Origin of the sequence: Siphonobacter curvatus (assembly GCF_002943425.1) — a bacterium.
In the GTDB taxonomy this organism is placed as follows: Bacteria; Bacteroidota; Bacteroidia; order Cytophagales; family Spirosomataceae; genus Siphonobacter; species Siphonobacter curvatus.
Window position 1 is genome coordinate 3,232,869 of the sequence record NZ_PTRA01000001.1, and the last position, 21,631, is coordinate 3,254,499.

A 21,631-nucleotide genomic window follows, 5' to 3' on the forward strand; every position below is an offset into this window, starting at 1 on the left:
GACAAGATCAGGGTCAGGCGGTAACGACTGGCCCCATCTCAAAACATATATTTCCAATGAAAGTCAACAAATATATCCTGAGAGCTGGCCTCTTTACGGGTCTTGCTTTGAGCGGAGTCGCCTGTAAGGATTACCTGGATGTAGCTCCTCAGGGCGAGCTTACCCCGGATTATTTATCCAGCGATCCAAAATCGGCTGAAGGTATTGTTACGGCCATTTACAACAAAATGCTCGACTGGAATATTCACTCCTTTTCCTGGATCGGTATCACCAGTATTGCTTCCGATGACGCCGATAAAGGTAGTGATCCGGGGGACTCAGGTTCAGATAAAAATGAATTGGACGGCTTTACGTTCTCGGCAACTAGTGGTTCCTTTAATGACATCTGGCAAGGCAATTATCAGGGCATCGCACGGGCTAACCAAGCTCTGACGTATTTGCCTACGCTGACGATTGACGAAGCCTCCAAAAATCGTCTGATTGGTGAAGCCACCTTCCTGCGGGCGTATTTTTACTTCAATCTGGTTCGTACGTTCGGTGGTGTCCCGTTGATTACGACGGTTCCTAATCCAACGAACGAAGCCGATTTACAGGCGGGTCGTACGCGGACTACGGCGGAAGCCATTTACGCTCAAATCGAGGCTGACCTCAACACGGCAGTAACCAATCTGCCAGAAAAAGGTAGCATTGCTACGGGCCGGGCTACGAAAGGAGCAGCTCAGGCTCTGCTAGCGAAAGTTTCGATGTACCAGAAGAAATGGGACAAAGTACTGGAACTTACCAATGCGGTAATCACCGGTGGCAAATATTCCCTGGTAGACGATTACTCAACGATCTGGCGGGAAGTTGGTGAAAACAACGCCGAATCCATTTTTGAAGTACAAGCTCAGGGTACTACGCCCAACAAAGGCATCAATAATTACTCGGCAACCCAAGGCGTACGCGGTCAGTGGGGCTGGGGCTTCAATACGCCTTCAGCGGATCTGGAAAAAGCGTACGAACCCGGTGACAAACGCAAAGCAGCGACCATCATGTACCCTGGTGAAGTGCTTTGGGATGGTCAGCAGGTGTTAGCTACGGCTCCCAACCCCCGTTACAACAAGAAAGCGTACGTAAGCCGCGTAGCTGAAACGTATAACGGTAACGATGAGCAAACGAACAAAAACATGCGGATTTTACGCTTCGCGGAAGTATTGCTGATGCACGCGGAAGCCTCTAACGAACTGGGTCAATCGGGTAATGCTCTGATTTCTTTGAATAAAGTTCGGGTACGGGCCGGACTGCAAGCGGCACAAGCAGGCTCTCAAAGTGACTTACGCCTGAAAATCTGGAATGAACGCCGCGTCGAACTAGCGATGGAGCACGACCGGATGTTCGACCTACGTCGGCAGGGACGGGCCGCAACAGTACTGCGGGCTCTGGGTCTGCCTTACGTGAGTCCCAAACATGATTTATTCCCCATTCCGCAAACGCAAATCGACTTAAGCGGTGGCCAGCTGAAACAAAACCCTGGCTACTAAATGAAGGCGAGAGGTAATCAGAAAGAATGGTTCTTCTGATTACCTCTTTCGCTTCAAAGTATATTTGGTATTCTTTTCCGCCCTACTCTTTCTGCTTTATGAGAATATACTCCACGCTTCTGACGGGCGTCATGGCTTGTACATTGACGTTTGTTTCGTGTACCAAGTCCGTCCCGACTACCCATTCTAAAACTACAGATACAGAAACGCTGCCTTCCGAGAAGAGCGAATACATGGACGTCGTACAAAAAGCTACGTTCCGTTACTTCTGGGATTTCGGGCATCCCATTTCGGGCATGGCTGCCGAACGTACAGCCACGCCCAATATCGTCACGACGGGCGGTACGGGTTTTGGCTTGATGGGAATGGTCGTAGCCGCCGAGCGGCAGTGGATTACCCGCGAGGCCGCCGTAGCCCGCGTACAAAAAATTGCCGATTTTCTGGAAAAAGCCGACCGCTTTCACGGAGCCTGGTCGCACTGGATTGATGGCAACACGGGCCGGGTCGTTCCTTTTGGACAAAAAGATAACGGCGGTGATCTGGTAGAAACCGCTTTTCTAACCAACGGTCTACTTGTGGCCCGAGAATACTTCAACGGCAATACTGCCGCCGAAAAGAAACTTCGTAACCAGATTACCAAACTCTGGGAAGGCATCGAGTGGGACTGGTACGTGCACGATGGCAAACTTCGCTGGCACTGGTCGAAGCAATACAACTGGGACATGAATATGCCGATCGAAGGCTATAATGAATGTCTGATTACGTATGTGCTGGCTCTGGGCTCACCCACGCACGCCATTACGCCGCAGGTCTACGAAAATACCTGGAAACAGTCGAATCACTTTACCAATGGAAATAAGTACATGGGTTATAAGCTCGACATTGGTTTCCCCTACGGCGGTCCACTCTTCTTCAGCCATTACTCGTATCTGAGTATGGACCCACGACGCATGCAGGATCAGCACACGAACTACTGGCAAATGAATCAGGCCCATACGTTGATTAACTGGGTGTACTGTGCCGAAAAAGCTCCTAAAGCATACGGGTATTCCGAAGAAAACTGGGGTCTAACCGCCAGCGACGATTACAATTTCTACGACGCTCACTCGCCCACCAACGATAACGGTACGATTACGCCCACGGCGGCTTTGTCGGCTTTCCCGTATACGCCTTATGAATCCTGGCAGGCACTGCGGTATTTATATCTGAAACACGGCAATCGTCTGTTTAGTGAATATGGTTTTTATGATGCCTACAATGCGTCGAAAAACTGGTACTCCAATCAGTATCTGGCGATTGATCAGGGGCCGATTGTCGTGATGATGGAAAACTACCGGACAGGCCTGATTTGGAAAGTGGGCGAACGCATTACTGAAATTCAAACGGGACTGAAGAAAATGGGTATTGAGAACCCCTCCTACCCGACGGGCTTCTACGCCTACCAACCACACCCGACTACCGGCGAATGGAGTCTGATGCGACACAGCGACACGGGTAAATACCCGCTGGAATTTGCCGTGGCCGGTACACAACCCGTTACCATTGAACTCACGGGTACTAGTGGTACAACCATTAAAGTGGTAGATAATAAAACGCTAACGCCCGGTACACATACTCAATCCTTCGACGCTGCCGGAGGAAAATATATAGCAACGATTACGCAGGGTTCGGTGAAGAAGGTGATGAAGTTGGTATTGCGGTAATTATTGGTTATTGGTAGCATATCTGCAGTTTTCGTCCCATTGAGTTGGCTGCTCTTTTAGTCCATATCGCAAACTCCGCTTTTTTCACTCTGCTTTAGGCCACCACATTGCGGATGAAACCATTCCATGCCGGCCGGCATGGAATGCGATAGGACGGAGCCCGGGTTTATGCCGTCCATGTAGGCTTCAAGTTGTCTTTTAACAACTAGCAACTATTGACGAACAACTAAATGAAAGGCTGGGAGATGAAAACCTCTCCCGCCCGGAAGCAACAGAACGACCTACGATAGCCGCAATGCGGTGGGTTTGAGCGGGCTGTCGCCGCCATGGAATGGTCAGTCGTGGAGAGGTCCAGCCTGGAAGGCTTACGGGCTACCGAATAGCCGTGCTTAAGGGCCCAGACTCGGTCTAGGTGAATAACGAAGTTCTAAAAGAGCAAAGCTTTCTCGCCATGGATTGGCCCCAAGCCATACTAACGTAACCTAACTCCGTTTGACTCTGCAAGAAATCAATAAATGATTTATTCCATGAAAAAGACTTCTCTTCTGCTTCTGGCGGGTCTGTTCCAACTTCAGGTACAGGCTCAGACGCCGGAGGCTAAAATGAATACCTTCGTCACCAAGCTCATGGGGCAGATGACGATTGATGAAAAAATCGGTCAGCTCAATCTGGTAACGCCAGGCGGATTTACGGCGACGGGAGCTACGGTTTCCCAAAACGTAGAAGCCAACATTAAAGCGGGTAAAGTCGGCGGTTTATTCGGCATTTATGATCCGACGCTGGTACGCAAACCTCAGGAACTGGCCGTAAAAAATTCCCGGCTGCACATTCCTCTGCTGTTCGGACTCGACGTCATTCACGGACACAAAACCAGCTTTCCCATTCCCCTCGGCATTTCGTCTACCTGGGATCTCGAACGCATTGAGAAAAGTGCCCGCATTGCTGCGACCGAAGCTACCGCGGATGGGCTGAACTGGGTGTTCTCACCCATGGTCGATATTGCCCGTGATCCTCGCTGGGGCCGGATTTCCGAAAGTTCCGGGGAAGACCCCTACCTCGGTTCGCTCATTGCCAAAGCCATGATTCGCGGGTATCAGGGCACCAGCTTTAAGGAAACGAATACGGTTCTCGCCTGCGTCAAACACTTTGCTCTGTACGGAGCGGCTGAAGCGGGCCGTGATTACAATACGGTGGATATGAGCCGTATCAAAATGTTTGAATACTACTTGCCGCCGTACAAAGCCGCTATCGACGCGGGTGTAGGTAGTGTGATGACTTCCTTCAACGAAATCGACGCGGTACCAGCGACGGCCAATAAATGGCTCGTAACCGATTTGTTACGCAAACAATGGGGCTTTAAAGGCTTGGTGGTAACCGACTACACCGCTATTAACGAAATGATTGCCCACGGTCTGGGGGATTTGAAACAGGTTTCGGCTCTGGCTTTAAAAGCTGGTACCGACATGGATATGGTGGGCGAAGGCTTTTTAACAACGCTCAAACAATCGCTGAACGAAGGCAAGATCACCCAAAAAGAAATCGATCAGGCCTGCCGCCGGATTCTAGAAGCTAAGTACAAATTAGGCTTGTTTGACGATCCATACCGGTACCTGGACGAGTCGCGTCCGGCTAAAGAAATTTTGACGCCCGAGAACCGGGCCTTTGCCCGCGACCTGGCTGCCCGTAGTCATGTCCTACTCAAGAATGCGAATCAGACGTTACCCCTGAAAAAAAGCGGCAGTATTGCTCTGATTGGCCCTCTGGCGGATGATCGCAAGAACATGCTGGGTACCTGGAATATTGCTGGAGACTGGAAAAAAGCCGTGACCGTGGCGGAAGGCATTAAGAATGTAGCGGGTAATAGTGTAAAAATCAATTACGCCAAAGGAGCCAACTTCACCACGGATACACTGCTAATTCAGCGATTGAACGCTCAGAATGGACTCGTAGACGTAGACCCCCGTTCGCCCGAAGCGATGATCGAGGAAGCCGTAAAGGTGGCTCGGCAGTCGGACGTCATTATAGCCGTTGTAGGCGAAGCTCAGGAAATGTCGGGCGAAGCTTCGAGTCGGTCCGATATTGGCATTCCCGAAAATCAGAAAGACTTACTGAAAGCACTGAAAAAAACGGGCAAACCGCTGGTACTCGTGCTGATGAGCGGTCGTCCGCTGACGCTTACCTGGGAAAACGACAACGCCGATGCCATGCTCGAAGCCTGGTTTGGCGGTAGTGAATCGGGCAATGCTATCGCAGACGTTTTGTTTGGCAACTATAATCCTGCCGGAAAACTAACGGCTACGTTCCCCCGCAACGTTGGTCAGATTCCCATTTATTACAACCACAAGAACACAGGTCGCCCGTACGAAGGAGTTTTGCTGGATAAATTCAAATCTCGTTACCTCGATGTACCCAACGATCCGTTATTTCCCTTTGGGTACGGTTTAAGTTATACTACATTCAGTTACAGCGAAGTCAAACTCAGCCAGACCACCCTAAAGGGCAATCAGACATTACAGGCAAGTGTGACTGTAAAAAACACGGGCAAGTACACGGGTGAAGAAGTTGTTCAGCTCTACATCAGCGATCCGGTGGCGAGTGTAACGCGTTCGGTGAAAGACCTGAAAGGCTTTCAGAAGATCAGTCTGAAACCCGGCGAGAGTAAGGAAGTCACCTTCCGTATCACACCCGAACAGCTCAAATTCTATACTACGGATTTGAAATACGACTGGGAAGGGGGCGAATTTGGTATTCAGATCGGTACCAATTCCAGCGAAGTAAAAACGGCGAACGTGCAGTGGACTAAATAAAACCTGCCGCCGTATAAAAAAGGTCAGCTGAAATGCTGGCCTTTTTTATGCTACTATTCTTTCCTCTGCCTCCGCAATTGCCCTGCCCATTTCAGGCTAAAAAACTTTTGGGAAAAGCCTACAACTTTATCATTCGTTTTTCTGATCATTAAGTCAATTCCTACCCATTTGTGGGTATTGCTTGTTTCTCCATTTTCTTTGACATTTGTCAATGTCGCAGCCTAGACAACTAGCAACTACTAGTTCGCCTTCAACCTATTATTTTTTAATCTCCTGAACGAGAACCTGTCCGCTTTCTCGAAATTCCATTAAACTACAGGTTTTGCAGTTGACGTTTACTCCTTGTTCTAGCTCTTAGCCTTCTTTTATCATTTCCTAACTATCAATTATTTACAAAACAAAAGCCCTGTTTACCAGTGGTAAACAGGGCTTCTTGGTGCTTCTAAAATCTTAAGGTTTATTGGAATCAACGACAATACGCTTGTCCCGATTCACCAATTCCCAGGCGGTATAGAAGACCAGACGGGCCGTTTTCTCAGCCTTGTCGAATTGGATTTTTTCCACGTCATCCGTTGGGCGGTGGTAATCATCGTGCACACCGTTGAAGTAGAAAATGATGGGGATTTTCTTAGCCGCAAAGTTGTAGTGGTCCGAGCGGTAATAGAAACGGTTTACATCGTTAGGGTCGTTGAACGTATAGTCCAGATCCATCTTGATGTACTTTTTGTTCGCTTCTTCATTGATCGCGTGCAGTTCCGAAGAAAGTTTATCCGAGCCAATCACGTAGATGTAATCCGGTTTCCCTTCGTGGGCTTTGTCCACCCGGCCAATCATGTCAATGTTCAAATCGGCAATGGTGTTTTCCAGCGGAATTAGTGGGTGGTTTACGTAGTATTCCGAACCTAGCAGCCCTTTTTCTTCACCCGTTACGGTCATGAACAAGATGCTGCGACGCGGACGATTACCAGCTTTGGCCGCTTTGGAGAAAGCCTCCGCCAATTCCATCACGCCAACCGTACCCGAACCGTCGTCATTGGCTCCGTTGTTGATCTGTCCATCGGGCGAGATACCGATGTGATCGTAGTGAGCCGTTACCACCAGTACTTCGTTTTTCTTATCCGTACCTTCCAGGAAACCAACGACGTTTGACGTTTCGATAGGCGTCTGTTTCTCTTCAGCTTTCAGCGTCAGGGTTTTCTTGAGATCAGTAGGTTTCGTCTTCCCCGCCATCAGATCCGCCAGTTGCGTATCATCAAGACCCAGCATTTCCTTTGCCAATCCCTGTTTTATCTGCACGGATAACAAGGTAGATTCTGGACGTTTTTCATCCTTGAACGTCAGGCGATTCATCCGGGGTGAGTATGCCCGCATCCGACCGTAAAGTTTATCGGTTTGTTCATCGGCTCCCGGAGCAATGGTCAGCACACAACGCACTCCTTTTTCCTTCAACACGGCCATTTTCTTGCGGGTGGCTTCGGCGTTACGGGGTTCGGCGGCAAGTAACAACGCAGCTTTCCCATCCAGGTTTAGCCCGTTCAGATCTTCATCCGTTCCGTAACCGACCAGTACGATATCCAGGGTCTCTTCTTTGGAGAAATTTCCCGACCCCGTTACGTAGAAATCTTTCAGTAATTCTTTCGTACCGCTGGGGGTCTTCAGGTACACATCGCCCCAACCCAGCTCAACCAGCTCAACGGGTTGCAGGTAGCTCCCACCGGGACCAATGCCCTTTAAACCCAGACTTTTGAAATGGTTGGCAATGTATTCAGCCGCTTTGTGCTGGCCGGGCGTTCCGGTACCGCGACCTTCCAGTGCATCGGAAGCCAGGTACGAGAGGTGTTTTTTAAGATCTTCCGCCTTGATGGTCTCGGCGAATTTCGTTGGATTCTGAGCCTGAGCGAAAGCCAGCGGACTCAAAGCCAACAACGTAAGCAGTTTTTTCATGAAGTGAATAGAATGGAAATCAAACCCTTAAAGTAAGCGATAAAACATAGGTTTTTATTGCAAAAAGCGATCAAAGGTTAAAATGAAGTGCTGGCAAGGCACTTATGATTTGTTTTACCTGATTTTGCTGTGATTGAAAAGACTATTTTTCGAAAAAAGCCCGAAAACTTCTGAATGGCAGAGTTTTTTAATCTGTATGAATAGGGATTTGAATAAAGTATTGATTTAATAAGAAGAGCCTTTTCGTTTTGTGATTGGAAGTATTGCATTAAATGAAGACCTGTTTCGTCCCGCTGAGAAGGCTGGTCATTTAGTCCGTATGCATTCCATGCCGGGCATCGCATGCCGGCACGCCCACCGCTGACTTCATCCTGCTCAGGGCCACCATGAAATGGTATGCGGCTTTTCGTGATAAGATGGGGTTCGGTTTTATGCCCTCCATGCAGGTATTTAACTGTCTTCTAACAACCACCAACAACTATTGATAAAAGCTAAAAATCCCTCCCCCCGTAAGCCATTCTATGGGGGCCACCATGGAATGGCAACGGAACGACCTACGACAGCAGCCATGCGGTGGCTCAGAGCAAGCTGTCGTTAGTCGTGGAGAGGTCCAGCCTGGAAGGCTTACGGCCTACTAGCCAGTCAGTATAGAGAACCGAATTCGGTCTAGGTGGCTAACGAAGCTTTAAAAGAGCAAAATTTTTGATAAGCAGTTCACAGGATTGCTTATAGTCTACCAATCAGCCGTGCTTATGGGGCAAAACCCGATTTAAATAAATAGAGCACCTCTAAAAAGCACACTTCATTTTTAGAACTTTATGAAAACGAGCAAAAAGACTATTGAAAACGAAGCCCGCCGCGATTTTTTGAAGCAATCGTCGGTGTTGTCGGCTCTGGTGCTGTCTCCCGAAAAGGCAATCAAGGACCCGAATTGGGATGAAAAAATTGCGGCTCCTTTTGAAAAAGTGCCGTTGAAACTGGAAATTAATGGGGTCAAGCATACCCTGAGCGTAGAACCGCGTACGACCCTACTCGACCTTTTACGCGAACAACTGCACCTGACGGGTACCAAAAAAGGTTGCGATTACGGCCAATGCGGAGCCTGCACCGTACATTCCGACGGCCAGCGAATTAATTCCTGCCTGACCCTGGCAGTAACCGAAGAAGGAAAGAAAATCACGACCATTGAAGGACTGGCTAAGGGCGATACCCTGCATCCCATGCAGGAGGCTTTCGTCAAACACGACGGTTTTCAATGCGGTTACTGCACGCCCGGTCAGATTATGTCGGCGGTGGCGTGTATCCGCGAAGGACACGCCAATTCCGAGGACGAAATCCGGGAATACATGAGTGGGAACATCTGCCGCTGTGGAGCCTATCCCAATATTGTTGATGCCATTATGGACGTGAAGAAAGGAGGACAAACGGTATGAAAGCCTTTCAATACGTCCGGGCTAATACGGCTAAGTCGGCTCTCGAAGCATTAGTCAAAGACCCTTCCGCTCAGTTCATCGCCGGAGGTACCAATCTGGTGGATTTGATGAAACGGGGGGTAACGGCTCCGGATAAACTCATCGACATCAGTCGTTTACCGCTGAACAGAATTGAAAAAGAAGCCACGGGTGTTCGCATCGGAGCCATGGCCCTCAACAGCCAAGTAGCCGACGATAAACTGATTTTGGACAAGTGGCCTCTGCTGGCTCAAGCTCTCAATGCAGGGGCTTCGGCTCAGTTACGGAACAAGGCTACGGTAGGTGGTAATATGCTCCAGCGTACACGTTGTGGCTATTTCTACGATACCGAGATGCCCTGCAATAAACGGCAGCCGGGAACGGGTTGCGGAGCCAAAGAAGGCTACAATCGCATGCACGCCATCTTCGGCACGAGCGAACACTGCATCGCCGTCCACCCCAGTGATATGTGCGTAGCGTTGGTAGCCCTCGACGCTACGGTAGTCGTACAAGGTCCCAAAGGCGAACGAACCATTCCTTTCACCGAATTTCATCGCTTGCCCGGCGATCGTCCCGAAAAAGACAATACGCTGGAAAAAGATGAATTGATCGTAGCCGTAACGCTACCGGATTCGCCCTATACGCAACACGCTCATTACCTGAAAGTACGCGATCGGGCTTCGTACGCTTTTGCGTTGGTCTCCGTAGCGGCGGCGTTGGAGCTGGAGGGTAAAACTATCAAGTCAGCCCGACTGGCAATGGGCGGAGTGGCCCACAAACCCTGGCGTTTGCAGGAAGTGGAAAAGGCTTTGGTAGGCAAAACCGTGTCCGAAGCTACGTTTCAACAGGCTGCTCAGCAGGCGATGGCCGGAGCCCGGGCGTATGAGTACAATGCCTTCAAACTCAAGCTTGCCCCTAATACGATTGTAGAAGCTTTGAAAATGGCCGCAGGCCTAACCGCATAAGCCCATGAAAAATAAAGATGAACGAATTGGCGGACGCATGAGTCGCGTCGATGCTCAGTTAAAAGTGACGGGGGCCGCCAAATATTTCGCCGAATTTGAAGTACCTAATCTGGTCTACGGGGTACTGGTTCCGAGCACGATTACGAAAGGAACGATAAAGAGTCTGGATACGAAAAAGGCCGAAAGTGCTCCGGGCGTACTGGCGGTTATTTCCCACCTGAACGCTCCGAAAACACCTGCTTACCAAACGGAAGAACCGAGCAAAACGTCTTCCGGACGCGGTCCCGGCATGAAAGCCTTCCACGATAACAACATCTACTTCAACGGTCAACCCATCGCGATGGTCGTAGCAGATACCTTTGAACGGGCTACCTACGCGGCTTCACTCGTGACTGCTCAGTACGAAAAGTCTTCGCATCAGACAGAGCTCAAAAGCAACTTAGATAAAGGAATTACGCCCAAAAGCAAGTCCCTGCAGGATTATCAACGGGGTCAGAAAGACGCCTATCAAACGGCACCAATTAAGATTGAAGCCGAGTACATTCAGCCCACGGAGGTACACAATCCGATGGAATTACACGGCATTCTGGCTCAGTGGGAAGGTCCGGACAAAATCACCGTGTACGCGAAGACGCAGGGCGTAAAGATGACCCAGCAGGTCATTGCCGATACCTTTAAAATTCCCAAAGAAAACGTATCCGTTCACTCACAGTTTGTGGGGGGAGCCTTCGGAATGTCGCTGCGAGTATGGCCGCACGAAATTGCCACGATACTGGCGGCTCAGAAAGTACAGCGTCCGGTCAAGCTGGTAATTACGCGGGATCAGATGTTTACCATCGCGGGTTACCGACCGCATACGCATCAAAAAGTAGGCATTGGAGCCAATAAAGACGGAAAGTTTGTCGGCATTTCCCACTGGGCAAATGTTCAGAACAGTAACTACGAAGAGTTTACCGAGGCGACGGTGGGCATGACGCGGTTTCTGTATCGTTCGCCCAACGTTAACACGACCTATCGGGTTGTACCGCTTGACATTTGTACGCCCATTCCGATGCGTGGACCCGGCGAAGCGACGGGAGCTTTTGCTTTGGAATCAGCAATTGATGAATTGTCGTATGCCCTGAACATGGACCCGATTGACTTACGAATTAAAAACTATCCCGAAAAAGACCCCGAGCAGGATTTACCCTGGTCGAGTAACCACGTTCGGGAGGCCTATCAGTTGGGAGCCGATAAAATCGGCTGGTCGAACCGCCCGAAAGAACCCCGCAGTAAAAAAGAAAACGGCATGTGGGTGGGGTACGGCATGGCAACGGGTACGTTCGGAGCCCACCGACGCGAGGCGACGGCCCGGGCTCAGATTAAAGCGGATGGTACCTTGCTCATCCAAAGTGCAGCCAGTGATATTGGTCCGGGAACGGGTACGGCCATGGTGCAAATTGCCGCTGAAGTCATGGGTATGCCCGCTGAACGAATCAAGTTCGAATTAGGCGAAACAGCTTTTCCTTACGCTCCTATTCAGGGTGGTTCGGCAACGGTGGCTTCGGTAGGTTCGGCGGTACACGAAGCCTGTATGGCTTTGCGTCAGCAACTGGTGGAACTTTCGGGCAATGCTCTGAAAAAAGCCAAAGTGGATACGCTGGTTTACGAAGAGGGCCGCGTTCGTTCCCCTAACGATCGCTCGGCCAGTATTGCCTACACGGAAATTCTAAAGCGGAATAATCTGCCGATGCTGGAAGTAACTAAAGAGGCGAAACCGGGCGAAGAAGGGAAGAAATTTGCCATGTATTCCTTCTCCGTGCATTTTGTGAAAGTTCACGTACACCCCACAACGGGCGTAGTCCGGGTCAAACACGCCGTGGCCGTAGCGGATGCGGGTACAATTGTGAATCACAAAACGGCCAGCAGCCAGATGATGGGCGGAGCCGTGGGTGGTATCGGCATGGCTTTACAGGAAGAAGCCGTCATTGACCACCGCTACGGACGGTATATCAACAACGATCTGGCTAATTATCACGTACCCGTCAATGCCGACATACCCGATATTGATGTCTTGTTTGTCGATAAAAAAGACACCTACATTAATCCCATGGGAGCCAAAGGACTGGGCGAAATCGCCATTATTGGGATGGCTCCAGCCATTGCCAATGCGGTGTACAACGCCACTGGAAAACGGATTCGGGAATTACCGATTACGCCGGATAAGTTGATTTAGGCTTAATTAGTGGTTGTTATAGTTGTTGGTTGTTAGTACCTCATTGGCTATGAAGTTATAGATAAGTCACTAGGTAATAAACAATGAGATTAGGGAGCGAACCTATTATTTGTAGCGTCAACGATTAGGATATACTTGCCTTTAATAAAGACGTCCCTGACTGTACAAGTCAGGGACGTTCTATTTTTTGTGGGTTGAAATCCTCGGTTTTATCGCATAGCCATGTCGCCGCTCCGGATTTTCTCGCCTACTCTCTTAACATCCTTCATCACCCGGAAAAAGTTATCACCCCAGATTTTTTTCAGGTCCTTTTCGCTGTAGCCACGACGAACCATTTCAATCGTCAGGTTTTCGTATTCAGAAATGTCGAAACAATCAGCCAGGTAACCACCGCCGTCATAATCACCGCCGATGCCCACATGATCCACGCCCATGATTTTCACAAAATGGTCGAGGTGATTGATTGCATCTTTCACTGTAGCCAACGGTACAGGGTATTTCTTGTTCAGTTCCCGCATTTCCGTCCGCATGGCTTTCATTTGTTCGTCCGACATGGCCCCACCCGTCGTATACTTCTTACGGATTTCAGCCGTTGCTGCCTCGCGTTCGGGATTTTTGGGAGCTTCTTTAATATAGCTACTTAGTAAATTCAACTGCACCACGCCGCCTTTTTTGGCAATGGCTCGTAGTAAATCATCATTCAGGTTTCGGGGATGGTTGAGTACGGCCCAGGCATCGGAGTGCGTGGCGACGATGGGTGCTTTCGACAATTTGATTAAATCCCACACCGTACTGTCGGATACGTGCGAAATATCAATAATCATGCCGAGCCGGTTCATTTCCGCTACTACTTTTTCACCAAATGGACTCAGGCCGTTGAATTCCGGCCCTTTGGGATCGGTCGATGAGTCGCAGATATCGTTATTTGCCGAGTGAGAAAGCGTCATGTAGCGTACGCCGCGATCATAAAACTTTTGAAGCAGCGACAGATCGTTCCCGATCTGATAGCCATTTTCCATGCCAATAAAAATCGACCGTTTGCCCGCTTTTTCCTGAGCCATCGCCTCTTCCTGGGTCGTTACAATTTTGCCCATTTCCGGATGTCGGTTGATCTGAGCGTACATCGAGTCCAGAATCGTCATCGCCATTTTTTGTACTTTGGCATTGGCCTCGGGGGTACGGGGGCCCTGTCCCTGGTACACGGCGAAGAAAATGCCATCCACGCCGCCTTTTTTCATGCGGGGAAAGTCAATCTTCGAATCAAAACCCGTAACCGCTCCGGGTGTGGGCGTATTATCCTTCGAAATGTCAAAGCCTTTTCCGACCATCCGCATCGGCGTATCGGCGTGGGTATCCAGCGTAAACACCTTGGCGTGAATTTTCTTGGCTTTTTCAATCAGCTTGGCCTCCTGCTGTGCCGATACCAGTTGGCTTAAACCAATCAGGGGTAAAGCAAGGAAAATTTTTTTCATATCCGTCGATAAAAAGGTTTACCAAAATTGGGAAGTATAGTCCACTAAAGGTATAAATATTTCGTTAAATACACATATCACGATATAAACGATAGCGATCACAAGAAAAACAATAGCGATAAGTTTGCGAAGAGTCGCGATCATTCTTTTTTAAACATTCCCCCTGTTTTCTGCTTACGTATTCAAAAACAGTAGGAATTCATGAACCAAACGGCAGCCGTTATCGGAGCGGGCATAGGCGGTATTGCCACCGCTATACGTTTAGCCGTGAAGGGCTATCCCGTTACCGTATTTGAGGCGAATACGTATCCCGGCGGCAAGTTGTCGGCTTTTGAAGAAAAAGGGTATCGCTTCGATGCGGGGCCTTCGCTGTTCACCATGCCTCAACTAGTCGAGGAACTTTTTATACTGGCAGGCGAAGATCCCAGGGAGCATTTTACCTACGAACGCCTGCCCGACATCTGTCATTACTTCTGGGATGATGGTACGTGGCTGACGGCTTCGGCGAATCCGGACCAGTTTGCTCAGGAAGTGGAACAAACCCTCGGCGAACCAGCGGCTCACGTTCGTAACTTCCTTCAACACAGTGCCTTTCAATACGACATTACCGAACAGCTTTTCCTGAAAGATTCCCTGCATAAAGCGTCCACTTGGCTCAGTCGGAAAGCCCTGCGAGGCTACCTGAATTTTCCACGACTGGGGGTTTTAGGTACCATGAATCAGGCGAACGAACAACGTTTCCAGCAGACGAAAGTCGTACAACTCTTCAACCGTTACGCAACGTATAACGGCTCCGATCCGTATCAGACGCCCGCGTTGCTCAACATGATTCCGCATCTGGAGTACAACATCGGAGCGTATTTTCCGAAAAAAGGGATGGTCAGTATCACCGAAAGTCTGATCGCTCTGGCCGAGCGAAAAGGGGTTCAGTTTCGGTACCAGTCCAAAGTGGAACGCATTCAGGTACGCGATGGCAAAGCTGTCGGTGTGGTAGTGCAGGGTCAGGAAATTCCCTGTAGTATAGTTGTCTCAAACATGGACATTACGCCCACGTACCGAAAATTGCTTCCCACCGAGAAAGCCCCGGAGCGTACGTTACAACAACCCCGTTCGGGTTCAGGTCTGATTTTCTACTGGGGCGTACGGCGGGAATTTGCGGAACTGGGCGTACACAATATTTTCTTTTCGAACGATTACAAGGCCGAGTTCGAACACCAGTTTCAGTATAAAACTATTTACTACGACCCCACGGTATACCTGCACATCAGTTCCAAAATCAAGAAGGACGATGCCCCCGCAGGCGGTGAAAACTGGTTTGTACTCATTAACGCTCCCGCCAACGAGGGGCAAGATTGGGACACCATCATTGCCCAAACCCGGCAAGCTATCCTGGCAAAAGTCAGCCGGAGCCTAGGCGTGGACATAGAACCATTCATTGAGAGTGAATCGATATTAGACCCCCGAAGTATTGAACTTCGTACCTCTTCCTATCAGGGAGCCCTCTACGGAACTTCGTCTAATAATCGGTTTGCGGCCTTTTTACGGCATCCCAATTTTTCGTCCCGCATCAAAAATCTGTATTTCGTGGGCGGTAGTGTACACCCAGGCGGCGGAATTCCGTTGTGTTTATTTTCAGCCCGTATTGTCGCCGGAATGGTTCCCGAAACCAGTAGCTAGAAAGTACTGGGGCTTATTCAACAATTATTGAACAAAATCATTTGTATAACGTTACAGAACCAAAAGCTTTTCCCAAGGAGAATTTCTTATTAACGAAAGGCTTTTACTTCTTAACCAATGCTTTGGCTTCATTGAATCATCAAACTACCAACCCATGCAACCTTATCCTTAGCCCGTCGTTCAAAGCCGCTGAAGCTTGCTTTGGAGCTCGCGACAAATGTGTGTTTTTTCAAGCTATACCTTTTTGGCGGAAATTTTAAGGAAATTTGAGAATATTTTCCTTCTCAGTCTTTTGCATCCCCTACCTTTGCCCAATTATTCGAGCAGTTTTCAGATATGGACCAATATTCATATATCGCCAATGCGGACGTGGATTACATTTCCGACTTGTACGATAAATACCAACAGGACCCTTCCAGCGTCGATACGAGCTGGCAAAACTTCTTTAAAGGCTACGATTTTTCCGTCATTTACGGTGAAAAAGGAGCCACCAATGGCGTTTCTTCTAACGGAACTTCTAATGGTCAGGCTAAACCAGCCGATGCGGGCCTTATCGCCAAAGAAGGCTCTGTACTGAGTTTGATTAAAGCGTACCGTTCCCGCGGTCACTTGCTGGCGAAAACGAATCCGCTGGGTTACGATCGTAACGTAGAGGCCCGCCTGACGTTGGAAGATTACAAACTTTCCGAGAAAGATCTGGATACGGTTTTCGAAGCCGGTCATTTCTTGCTGGGTCGTTCGGCTACGCTACGCGAAATCATGGCCGCTCTGGAGAAAATCTACGCGGGCAATATTGGTTTCGAGTACATGTACGTACGGAACATGGAAGAAAAAGAGTGGCTGCGGAATCAGATTGAGAAAGCCGCTCTGGTATTCGATCCGACGAAAGAAGAAAAAGAACGCATTCTAAAGAAGCTCAACGAAGCCGTTACGTTCGAGCAATTCCTGCACACTAAATTCCTGGGTCAGAAACGCTTCTCGCTCGAAGGTGGCGAAGCAACAATTTCTTCTTTGGATACGATCATCAATACGTCCGCCGATATGGGCGTGAAGGAAGTGATGATCGGGATGGCTCACCGGGGCCGTCTGAACGTGCTGGTAAACATCATGCACAAATCCTACGATGAAATCATCAGCGGTTTCGTAGGACAGGTACCTGAACTGGAAGACAACCTCCCCAACGATATTAACTTTGGTGGAGACGTAAAATATCACCTAGGTTATTCAAGCACCCACGTAACGCCCAAAGGAACGGAAGTAAGTCTGAAACTGGCTCCGAACCCTTCGCACCTGGAAACGGTAAACCCCGTGGTGGAAGGTTTTGTACGCAGCCGGGCCGATGGAATTTTCGAAGGCGATTACGACAAGGTTATGCCCATCTTGATTCACGGCGATGCCGCCGTAGCGGGTCAGGGTATTGTGTATGAAGTGACGCAAATGGCGAAACTTCCTGCCTATAAAACGGGGGGTACCATTCACTTCGTCATCAACAACCAGATTGGTTTTACGACGGATGCGGCGGAAGGCCGTTCGGCGATTTACTGTACGGACATTGCCAAAATCATCGACGCTCCCGTATTCCACGTGAACGGGGACGATCCGGAAGCCGTAATGTTTGTATCGAAAATGGCCGTTGAATACCGTCAGGAATTCAATCAGGACGTATTCATCAATATGCTTTGCTACCGTCGCTGGGGGCACAACGAGTCGGATGAACCGGCGTTCACCCAACCGACGATGTACTCGCAGATCAAGCTGCACAAGAACGTACTCGAACTCTATAACGAGCAACTGGTCAGCCGTGGTAAAGTAGATGCCAAGCTGGCCAAGGGCATGGAAGCTGAATTCAAGCAATTCCTACAGGATCGTCTGGATGGCGTGAAGCAGGCCGAAGCTCCGGTATTCCACCCGCTCAAACTCGACGAAGACTGGAAAGCCCTGCGGTACGGGTCAGCGGAGGATTTCGAGCAATCACCCGACACGAGCGTTTCCCGCGAGAATCTGGATAAAATTTTCAAAGCCCTGACGACGTTGCCTGAAGGTTTTAAACCGCTCAAGCAGATCGATAAACTGATTTCTGACCGGAAGAAATTACTGGAAGAAAACGGTCAGGTGAACTGGGCGACGGCCGAGCTGATGGCCTACGGTTCCTTGCTAATGGAAGGCAAAACGGTACGGATGACGGGTCAGGACGTACAACGGGGCACCTTTAGCCACCGTCACGCAGTTCTGCACGACGCCGAGAATAACAAGACCTATACGCAGATCGACCACATTGAAGAAGGTCAGGAGCAGATGCAAATCTTCAACTCCCTCCTTTCGGAATACGGTGTACTCGGCTTTGAGTTTGGTTACTCAATGGCCAACGCTCACGCCCTGGTGATCTGGGAAGCTCAGTTTGGTGACTTCGCCAACGGTGCTCAAATCATTATTGACCAGTTTGTCAGCTCCTGCGAATCGAAATGGGGTCTGCAAAACGGTCTGGTGATGTTACTGCCCCACGGCTACGAAGGTCAGGGTCCGGAGCACTCGAATGCCCGCCCCGAACGCTTCCTGCAGTTATGCGGTGACTATAACATGGTGGTAGCCAACGTGACGACACCAGCTAACATTTTCCACCTCATGCGGCGTCAGCTGACCTGGGATTTCCGGAAACCGCTGGTCATCATGTCTCCCAAATCCATGCTGCGTCATCCGCTTAACGTATCCCCGCTTGAAGATTTGACGAAAGGTGGCTTCCGGGAAGTGATTGGCGATTCGTACGTGAATCCGAAAGAGGTCAAGAAAGTCCTGTTGTGTACGGGTAAAGTATATTACGACTTACTCGACAAACAGCAGAAAGATCAGCGGAAAGACGTAGCGATTGTTCGGGTTGAACAGTTGCATCCGCTACCCCTGAAACAGATTCAACAGGAACTGGGTAAATACGCCAAAGCGAAAGTGTACTGGGTACAGGAAGAACCCAAAAACATGGGCTACTGGTCGTTTATCTTACGTGAATTTGGTTGTGGCGTTGGTATGGAAGTAATTTCGCGTAAAACGTCCGCTTCACCGGCCACTGGGTTCCTCAAAACACATAGTGAAGAACAGGCAGCCCTCATTCAGGAAGCCTTTGCTTAACCAATAAAAAGCCGAATTCAGGTGGCGTTTAGCCTGAATTCGGCCATTTGATTATAAAACCGAACGAATCCTCCCTCCTGGGAAGTACCCAATCATGGCAATCATCGAAATGAAAGTCCCCGTCGTGGGGGAATCCGTCACCGAGGTTACCATCGCCACCTGGAATAAAAAAGATGGCGATACGGTAAAGATGGATGAGGTATTATGCGAGTTAGAGTCTGACAAGGCTACTTTCGAGCTACCCGCTGAAGCGGCGGGTGTGCTGCGTATCCTGGCGAAAGAAGGTGATACGCTCGCCATCGGAGCACCCATCTGCTCGATCTCAACGGACGGTGCAGCTCCCGAAGCTCCTCAAGAAGAAGCTCCGGCGGCGACCCCCAGCAACGGTCAGGCTCCCGAAGCCGCTCCGGCTCCTGCCCCTGAAGCAAAGGCGGAAGAGACCAAAACCATTGAAGTGAAAATTCCGGTAATGGGCGAATCGGTTACCGAGGCTACCATTGCCAACTGGAATAAAAAAGAAGGCGATTTCGTGAAAATGGACGAAATCCTCTGTGAACTGGAATCTGATAAAGCTACGTTCGAACTGCCCGCGGAAGCGGCTGGTACGCTGCACATTATCGCCGAACCCGGCTCTACGCTTGAAATCGGTGCAGTGGTAGCTACCATTACAGTAGGTGCAGGTGCTCCCGCGGCGGCTCCTTCGGCTCCAGCAGCAGCTCCGGCTTCAGGTGGCTCTTCGGCCCCGGTAGCGGATAAAGCCAGTGGCGTAACGCCCGTAGCGGCGGCTATTCTGGCGGACAAAGGCATCAATCCGAAAGACATTCAGGGTTCCGGCGAAGGTGGAAAAATCACCAAAGCGGATGCTCTGAAAGCTACTTCAGCCCCGGCTCCTGCGGCGAAAGCCGAAGCTCCCAAGGCCGCTCCGGCTCCCCAGCCTGCGGCGGCCCCTGCCACTACGAGTGGACGGGCGGAACGTCGTCAACGCATGACTTCGCTGCGGAAAACCATCGCTCGCCGACTGGTAGCCGTGAAGAACGAAACAGCCATGCTGACTACGTTCAACGAAGTGGACATGCAGCCGATCATGGAACTGCGTTCGAAGTTCAAGGACAAATTCAAAGAAAAACACGGCGTTGGTTTGGGCTTCATGTCCTTCTTTGCGAAAGCCGTTTGCGTAGCCCTGAAAGAATTCCAGGCCGTAAACGCTTCCATCGATGGCGATGAAATCGTTTACCATGACTACGTGGATATTTCCGTAGCCGTATCAACCGAGCGTGGTCTGGTGGTTCCGATTCTGCGTAACGCGGATCAACTTAGCTTCGCTGGTATCGAAAAAGGCATTATTGAGCTGGCGGTAAAAGCCCGTGACAATAAGCTGACGATCGAAGATATGTCAGGCGGTACGTTTACGATCACCAACGGTGGTGTATTCGGTTCCATGATGTCTACGCCGATCATCAACGCTCCGCAGGTAGCGATTCTCGGGATGCACAACATCATTGAGCGTCCGGTAGTGGTGAACAAAGAAATCGTAATTCGTCCGATGATGTACATCGCCCTGAGCTACGATCACCGCATCATCGACGGTAAAGAATCCGTAAGCTTCCTAGTACGCGTGAAACAACTGCTGGAAGATCCCGCTCGTCTGTTACTCGACGTTTAGGACGCTATGCTACTTAGTACTCAATCCCCGCTTTCAGCTTACCTGAGGCGGGGATTTCAGTTTTGGGTTTAGCGTTTGGGGTTTATAGTTATCTCTACAGTAACTGTATTACCTGAAGTAGTCTATAGACACCTGGTTTTCTACGACCAAATCCTAACTCAAAACCGTAAACCCTAAACTCAAAACCCTTCCCATGCTTACCCGTTTTGGCCTGCTGGCCTTTTGCCTGGCTTTTTTGCTGGGCTGTACTCCTAAAACGTACCTTCGCGTACCCAAACAGGGGCTTTCCGAGTACCTGAAACCCGAAGCCGGCAAACCTACGCTCATCAGTGCTCACCGGGGCGGTGGCGACTACGCGGGTTACCCCGAAAACTGCCTTGAATCGTTTGCGTATCTGGCGAAACAGGCAGCCATGATTATCGAATGTGACATTGGATTGACGCAGGACAGCGTACTCGTGATGCTGCACGACGACGCACTGGATCGTACGACGACCGGAAAAGGAAAACTTAACGCAGTTTCGTACGCCTATACCCAAAGTCTACATCTGAAAGATAACGCCGGTACTACGACCAAATTCCGGATGCCTACGCTGGAGCAGGTATTGAACTGGGGGAAAGGCAAAGTGATTTATACGCTGGACGTGAAACGCACGGTACCTTTTGAAAAAGTGGTAGACCTGATTCACCGCACCCATACGGAAGACAACTGCGTCGTCATTACGTATAATGCCCAGGATGCCGCAAAAGTCTACAGATTAGATCCCAGTCTGATGATTTCCGTAACCATCCGGAACGAAGCCGAATACAATCGTCACCACGATCTGGGGATTCCTGACAATCGGATGGTAGCCTTCGTGGGAACCCGAGAGCCGTCTGCCGAGCATTACGCTTTTCTGCACAAAAAAGGTATTTCCTGCATTTTAGGAACGCTGGGTAACCTCGATAAAATGGCCCAGGCCAAAGGCGATCAGGTATACGTCAATTTTGCCAAAAACGGAGCGGATATTATGTCCACCGACCGTCCCCTGGAAATGGCGAAGGCTTTACAAAAGAAATAGTAGACTGAAAATCAGCTTCTCAAAATAGCCCGCC

The 21,631-nt window shown here is 49.8% G+C and carries 12 protein-coding genes; 10 read left to right on the top strand and 2 right to left on the bottom strand.

Features of this window, described 5'->3' with window-relative positions:
• Positions 1–56 precede the first annotated feature (56 nt).
• The 3 genes from C5O19_RS13420 to bglX all read left to right on the top strand — a co-directional run bounded on the left by C5O19_RS13420 (position 57) and on the right by bglX (position 6,030).
• The gene (locus C5O19_RS13420) at positions 57–1,520 is read left to right on the top strand and encodes a RagB/SusD family nutrient uptake outer membrane protein (RefSeq protein ID WP_094809296.1); all 1,464 of its coding nucleotides are present in this window, start codon (positions 57–59) and stop codon (positions 1,518–1,520) included.
• 98 nt (positions 1,521–1,618) lie between these two features.
• On the top strand, positions 1,619–3,223 hold the full coding sequence (locus tag C5O19_RS13425; RefSeq protein WP_243406377.1) for a glucoamylase family protein: 1,605 nt from the start codon (positions 1,619–1,621) through the stop codon (positions 3,221–3,223).
• Positions 3,224–3,750: 527 nt separating this feature from the next.
• Positions 3,751–6,030 (top strand): beta-glucosidase BglX, encoded by a 2,280-nt coding sequence (gene bglX, locus C5O19_RS13430; RefSeq protein WP_104714101.1) that lies wholly within the window; start codon positions 3,751–3,753, stop codon positions 6,028–6,030.
• Between the two features lie 450 nt (positions 6,031–6,480).
• Here bglX and C5O19_RS13435 read toward each other — a convergent pair whose 3' ends face one another.
• Entirely contained in the window at positions 6,481–7,974 is a 1,494-nt protein-coding gene (locus C5O19_RS13435) for a M28 family peptidase (protein WP_104712986.1), read from the bottom strand.
• Between the two features lie 818 nt (positions 7,975–8,792).
• Between C5O19_RS13435 and C5O19_RS13440 the strand changes: the two genes are divergently transcribed.
• From C5O19_RS13440 to C5O19_RS13450, 3 genes are read left to right on the top strand one after another with little or no spacing between them, the layout of a single operon-like run.
• Complete coding sequence (locus C5O19_RS13440; protein ID WP_104712988.1) at positions 8,793–9,407, top strand: (2Fe-2S)-binding protein; 615 nt, start codon at positions 8,793–8,795, stop codon at positions 9,405–9,407.
• Positions 9,404–10,390 (top strand): FAD binding domain-containing protein, encoded by a 987-nt coding sequence (locus C5O19_RS13445; RefSeq protein ID WP_104712990.1) that lies wholly within the window; start codon positions 9,404–9,406, stop codon positions 10,388–10,390. Before C5O19_RS13440 ends, C5O19_RS13445 begins: the two co-directional genes overlap by 4 nt.
• Positions 10,391–10,394: 4 nt before the next feature.
• The gene (locus C5O19_RS13450) at positions 10,395–12,605 is read left to right on the top strand and encodes a xanthine dehydrogenase family protein molybdopterin-binding subunit (protein ID WP_104712992.1); all 2,211 of its coding nucleotides are present in this window, start codon (positions 10,395–10,397) and stop codon (positions 12,603–12,605) included.
• A 209-nt stretch (positions 12,606–12,814) separates the two neighbouring features.
• On the opposite strand, the gene C5O19_RS13455 is transcribed toward C5O19_RS13450, so the two are convergent.
• Positions 12,815–14,077 carry a dipeptidase gene (locus tag C5O19_RS13455; protein WP_104712994.1) on the bottom strand — a complete coding sequence of 421 codons (1,263 nt, stop codon included), beginning with the start codon at positions 14,075–14,077 and terminating at the stop codon, positions 12,815–12,817.
• 201 nt (positions 14,078–14,278) lie between these two features.
• On the opposite strand from C5O19_RS13455, the gene crtD reads away from it, so the two are divergent.
• The 4 genes from crtD (at position 14,279) to C5O19_RS13475 (ending at position 21,597) form a co-directional block, all read left to right on the top strand.
• Complete coding sequence (gene crtD, locus C5O19_RS13460) at positions 14,279–15,754, top strand: 1-hydroxycarotenoid 3,4-desaturase CrtD (protein ID WP_104712997.1); 1,476 nt, start codon at positions 14,279–14,281, stop codon at positions 15,752–15,754.
• A 336-nt stretch (positions 15,755–16,090) separates the two neighbouring features.
• Positions 16,091–18,874 (top strand): 2-oxoglutarate dehydrogenase E1 component, encoded by a 2,784-nt coding sequence (locus tag C5O19_RS13465; RefSeq protein ID WP_102201056.1) that lies wholly within the window; start codon positions 16,091–16,093, stop codon positions 18,872–18,874.
• Between the two features lie 94 nt (positions 18,875–18,968).
• The gene (odhB, locus tag C5O19_RS13470) at positions 18,969–20,537 is read left to right on the top strand and encodes a 2-oxoglutarate dehydrogenase complex dihydrolipoyllysine-residue succinyltransferase (protein WP_104713000.1); all 1,569 of its coding nucleotides are present in this window, start codon (positions 18,969–18,971) and stop codon (positions 20,535–20,537) included.
• A 193-nt stretch (positions 20,538–20,730) separates the two neighbouring features.
• The gene (locus C5O19_RS13475; RefSeq protein ID WP_104713002.1) at positions 20,731–21,597 is read left to right on the top strand and encodes a glycerophosphodiester phosphodiesterase family protein; all 867 of its coding nucleotides are present in this window, start codon (positions 20,731–20,733) and stop codon (positions 21,595–21,597) included.
• The last annotated feature ends 34 nt before the right edge of the window (positions 21,598–21,631 follow it).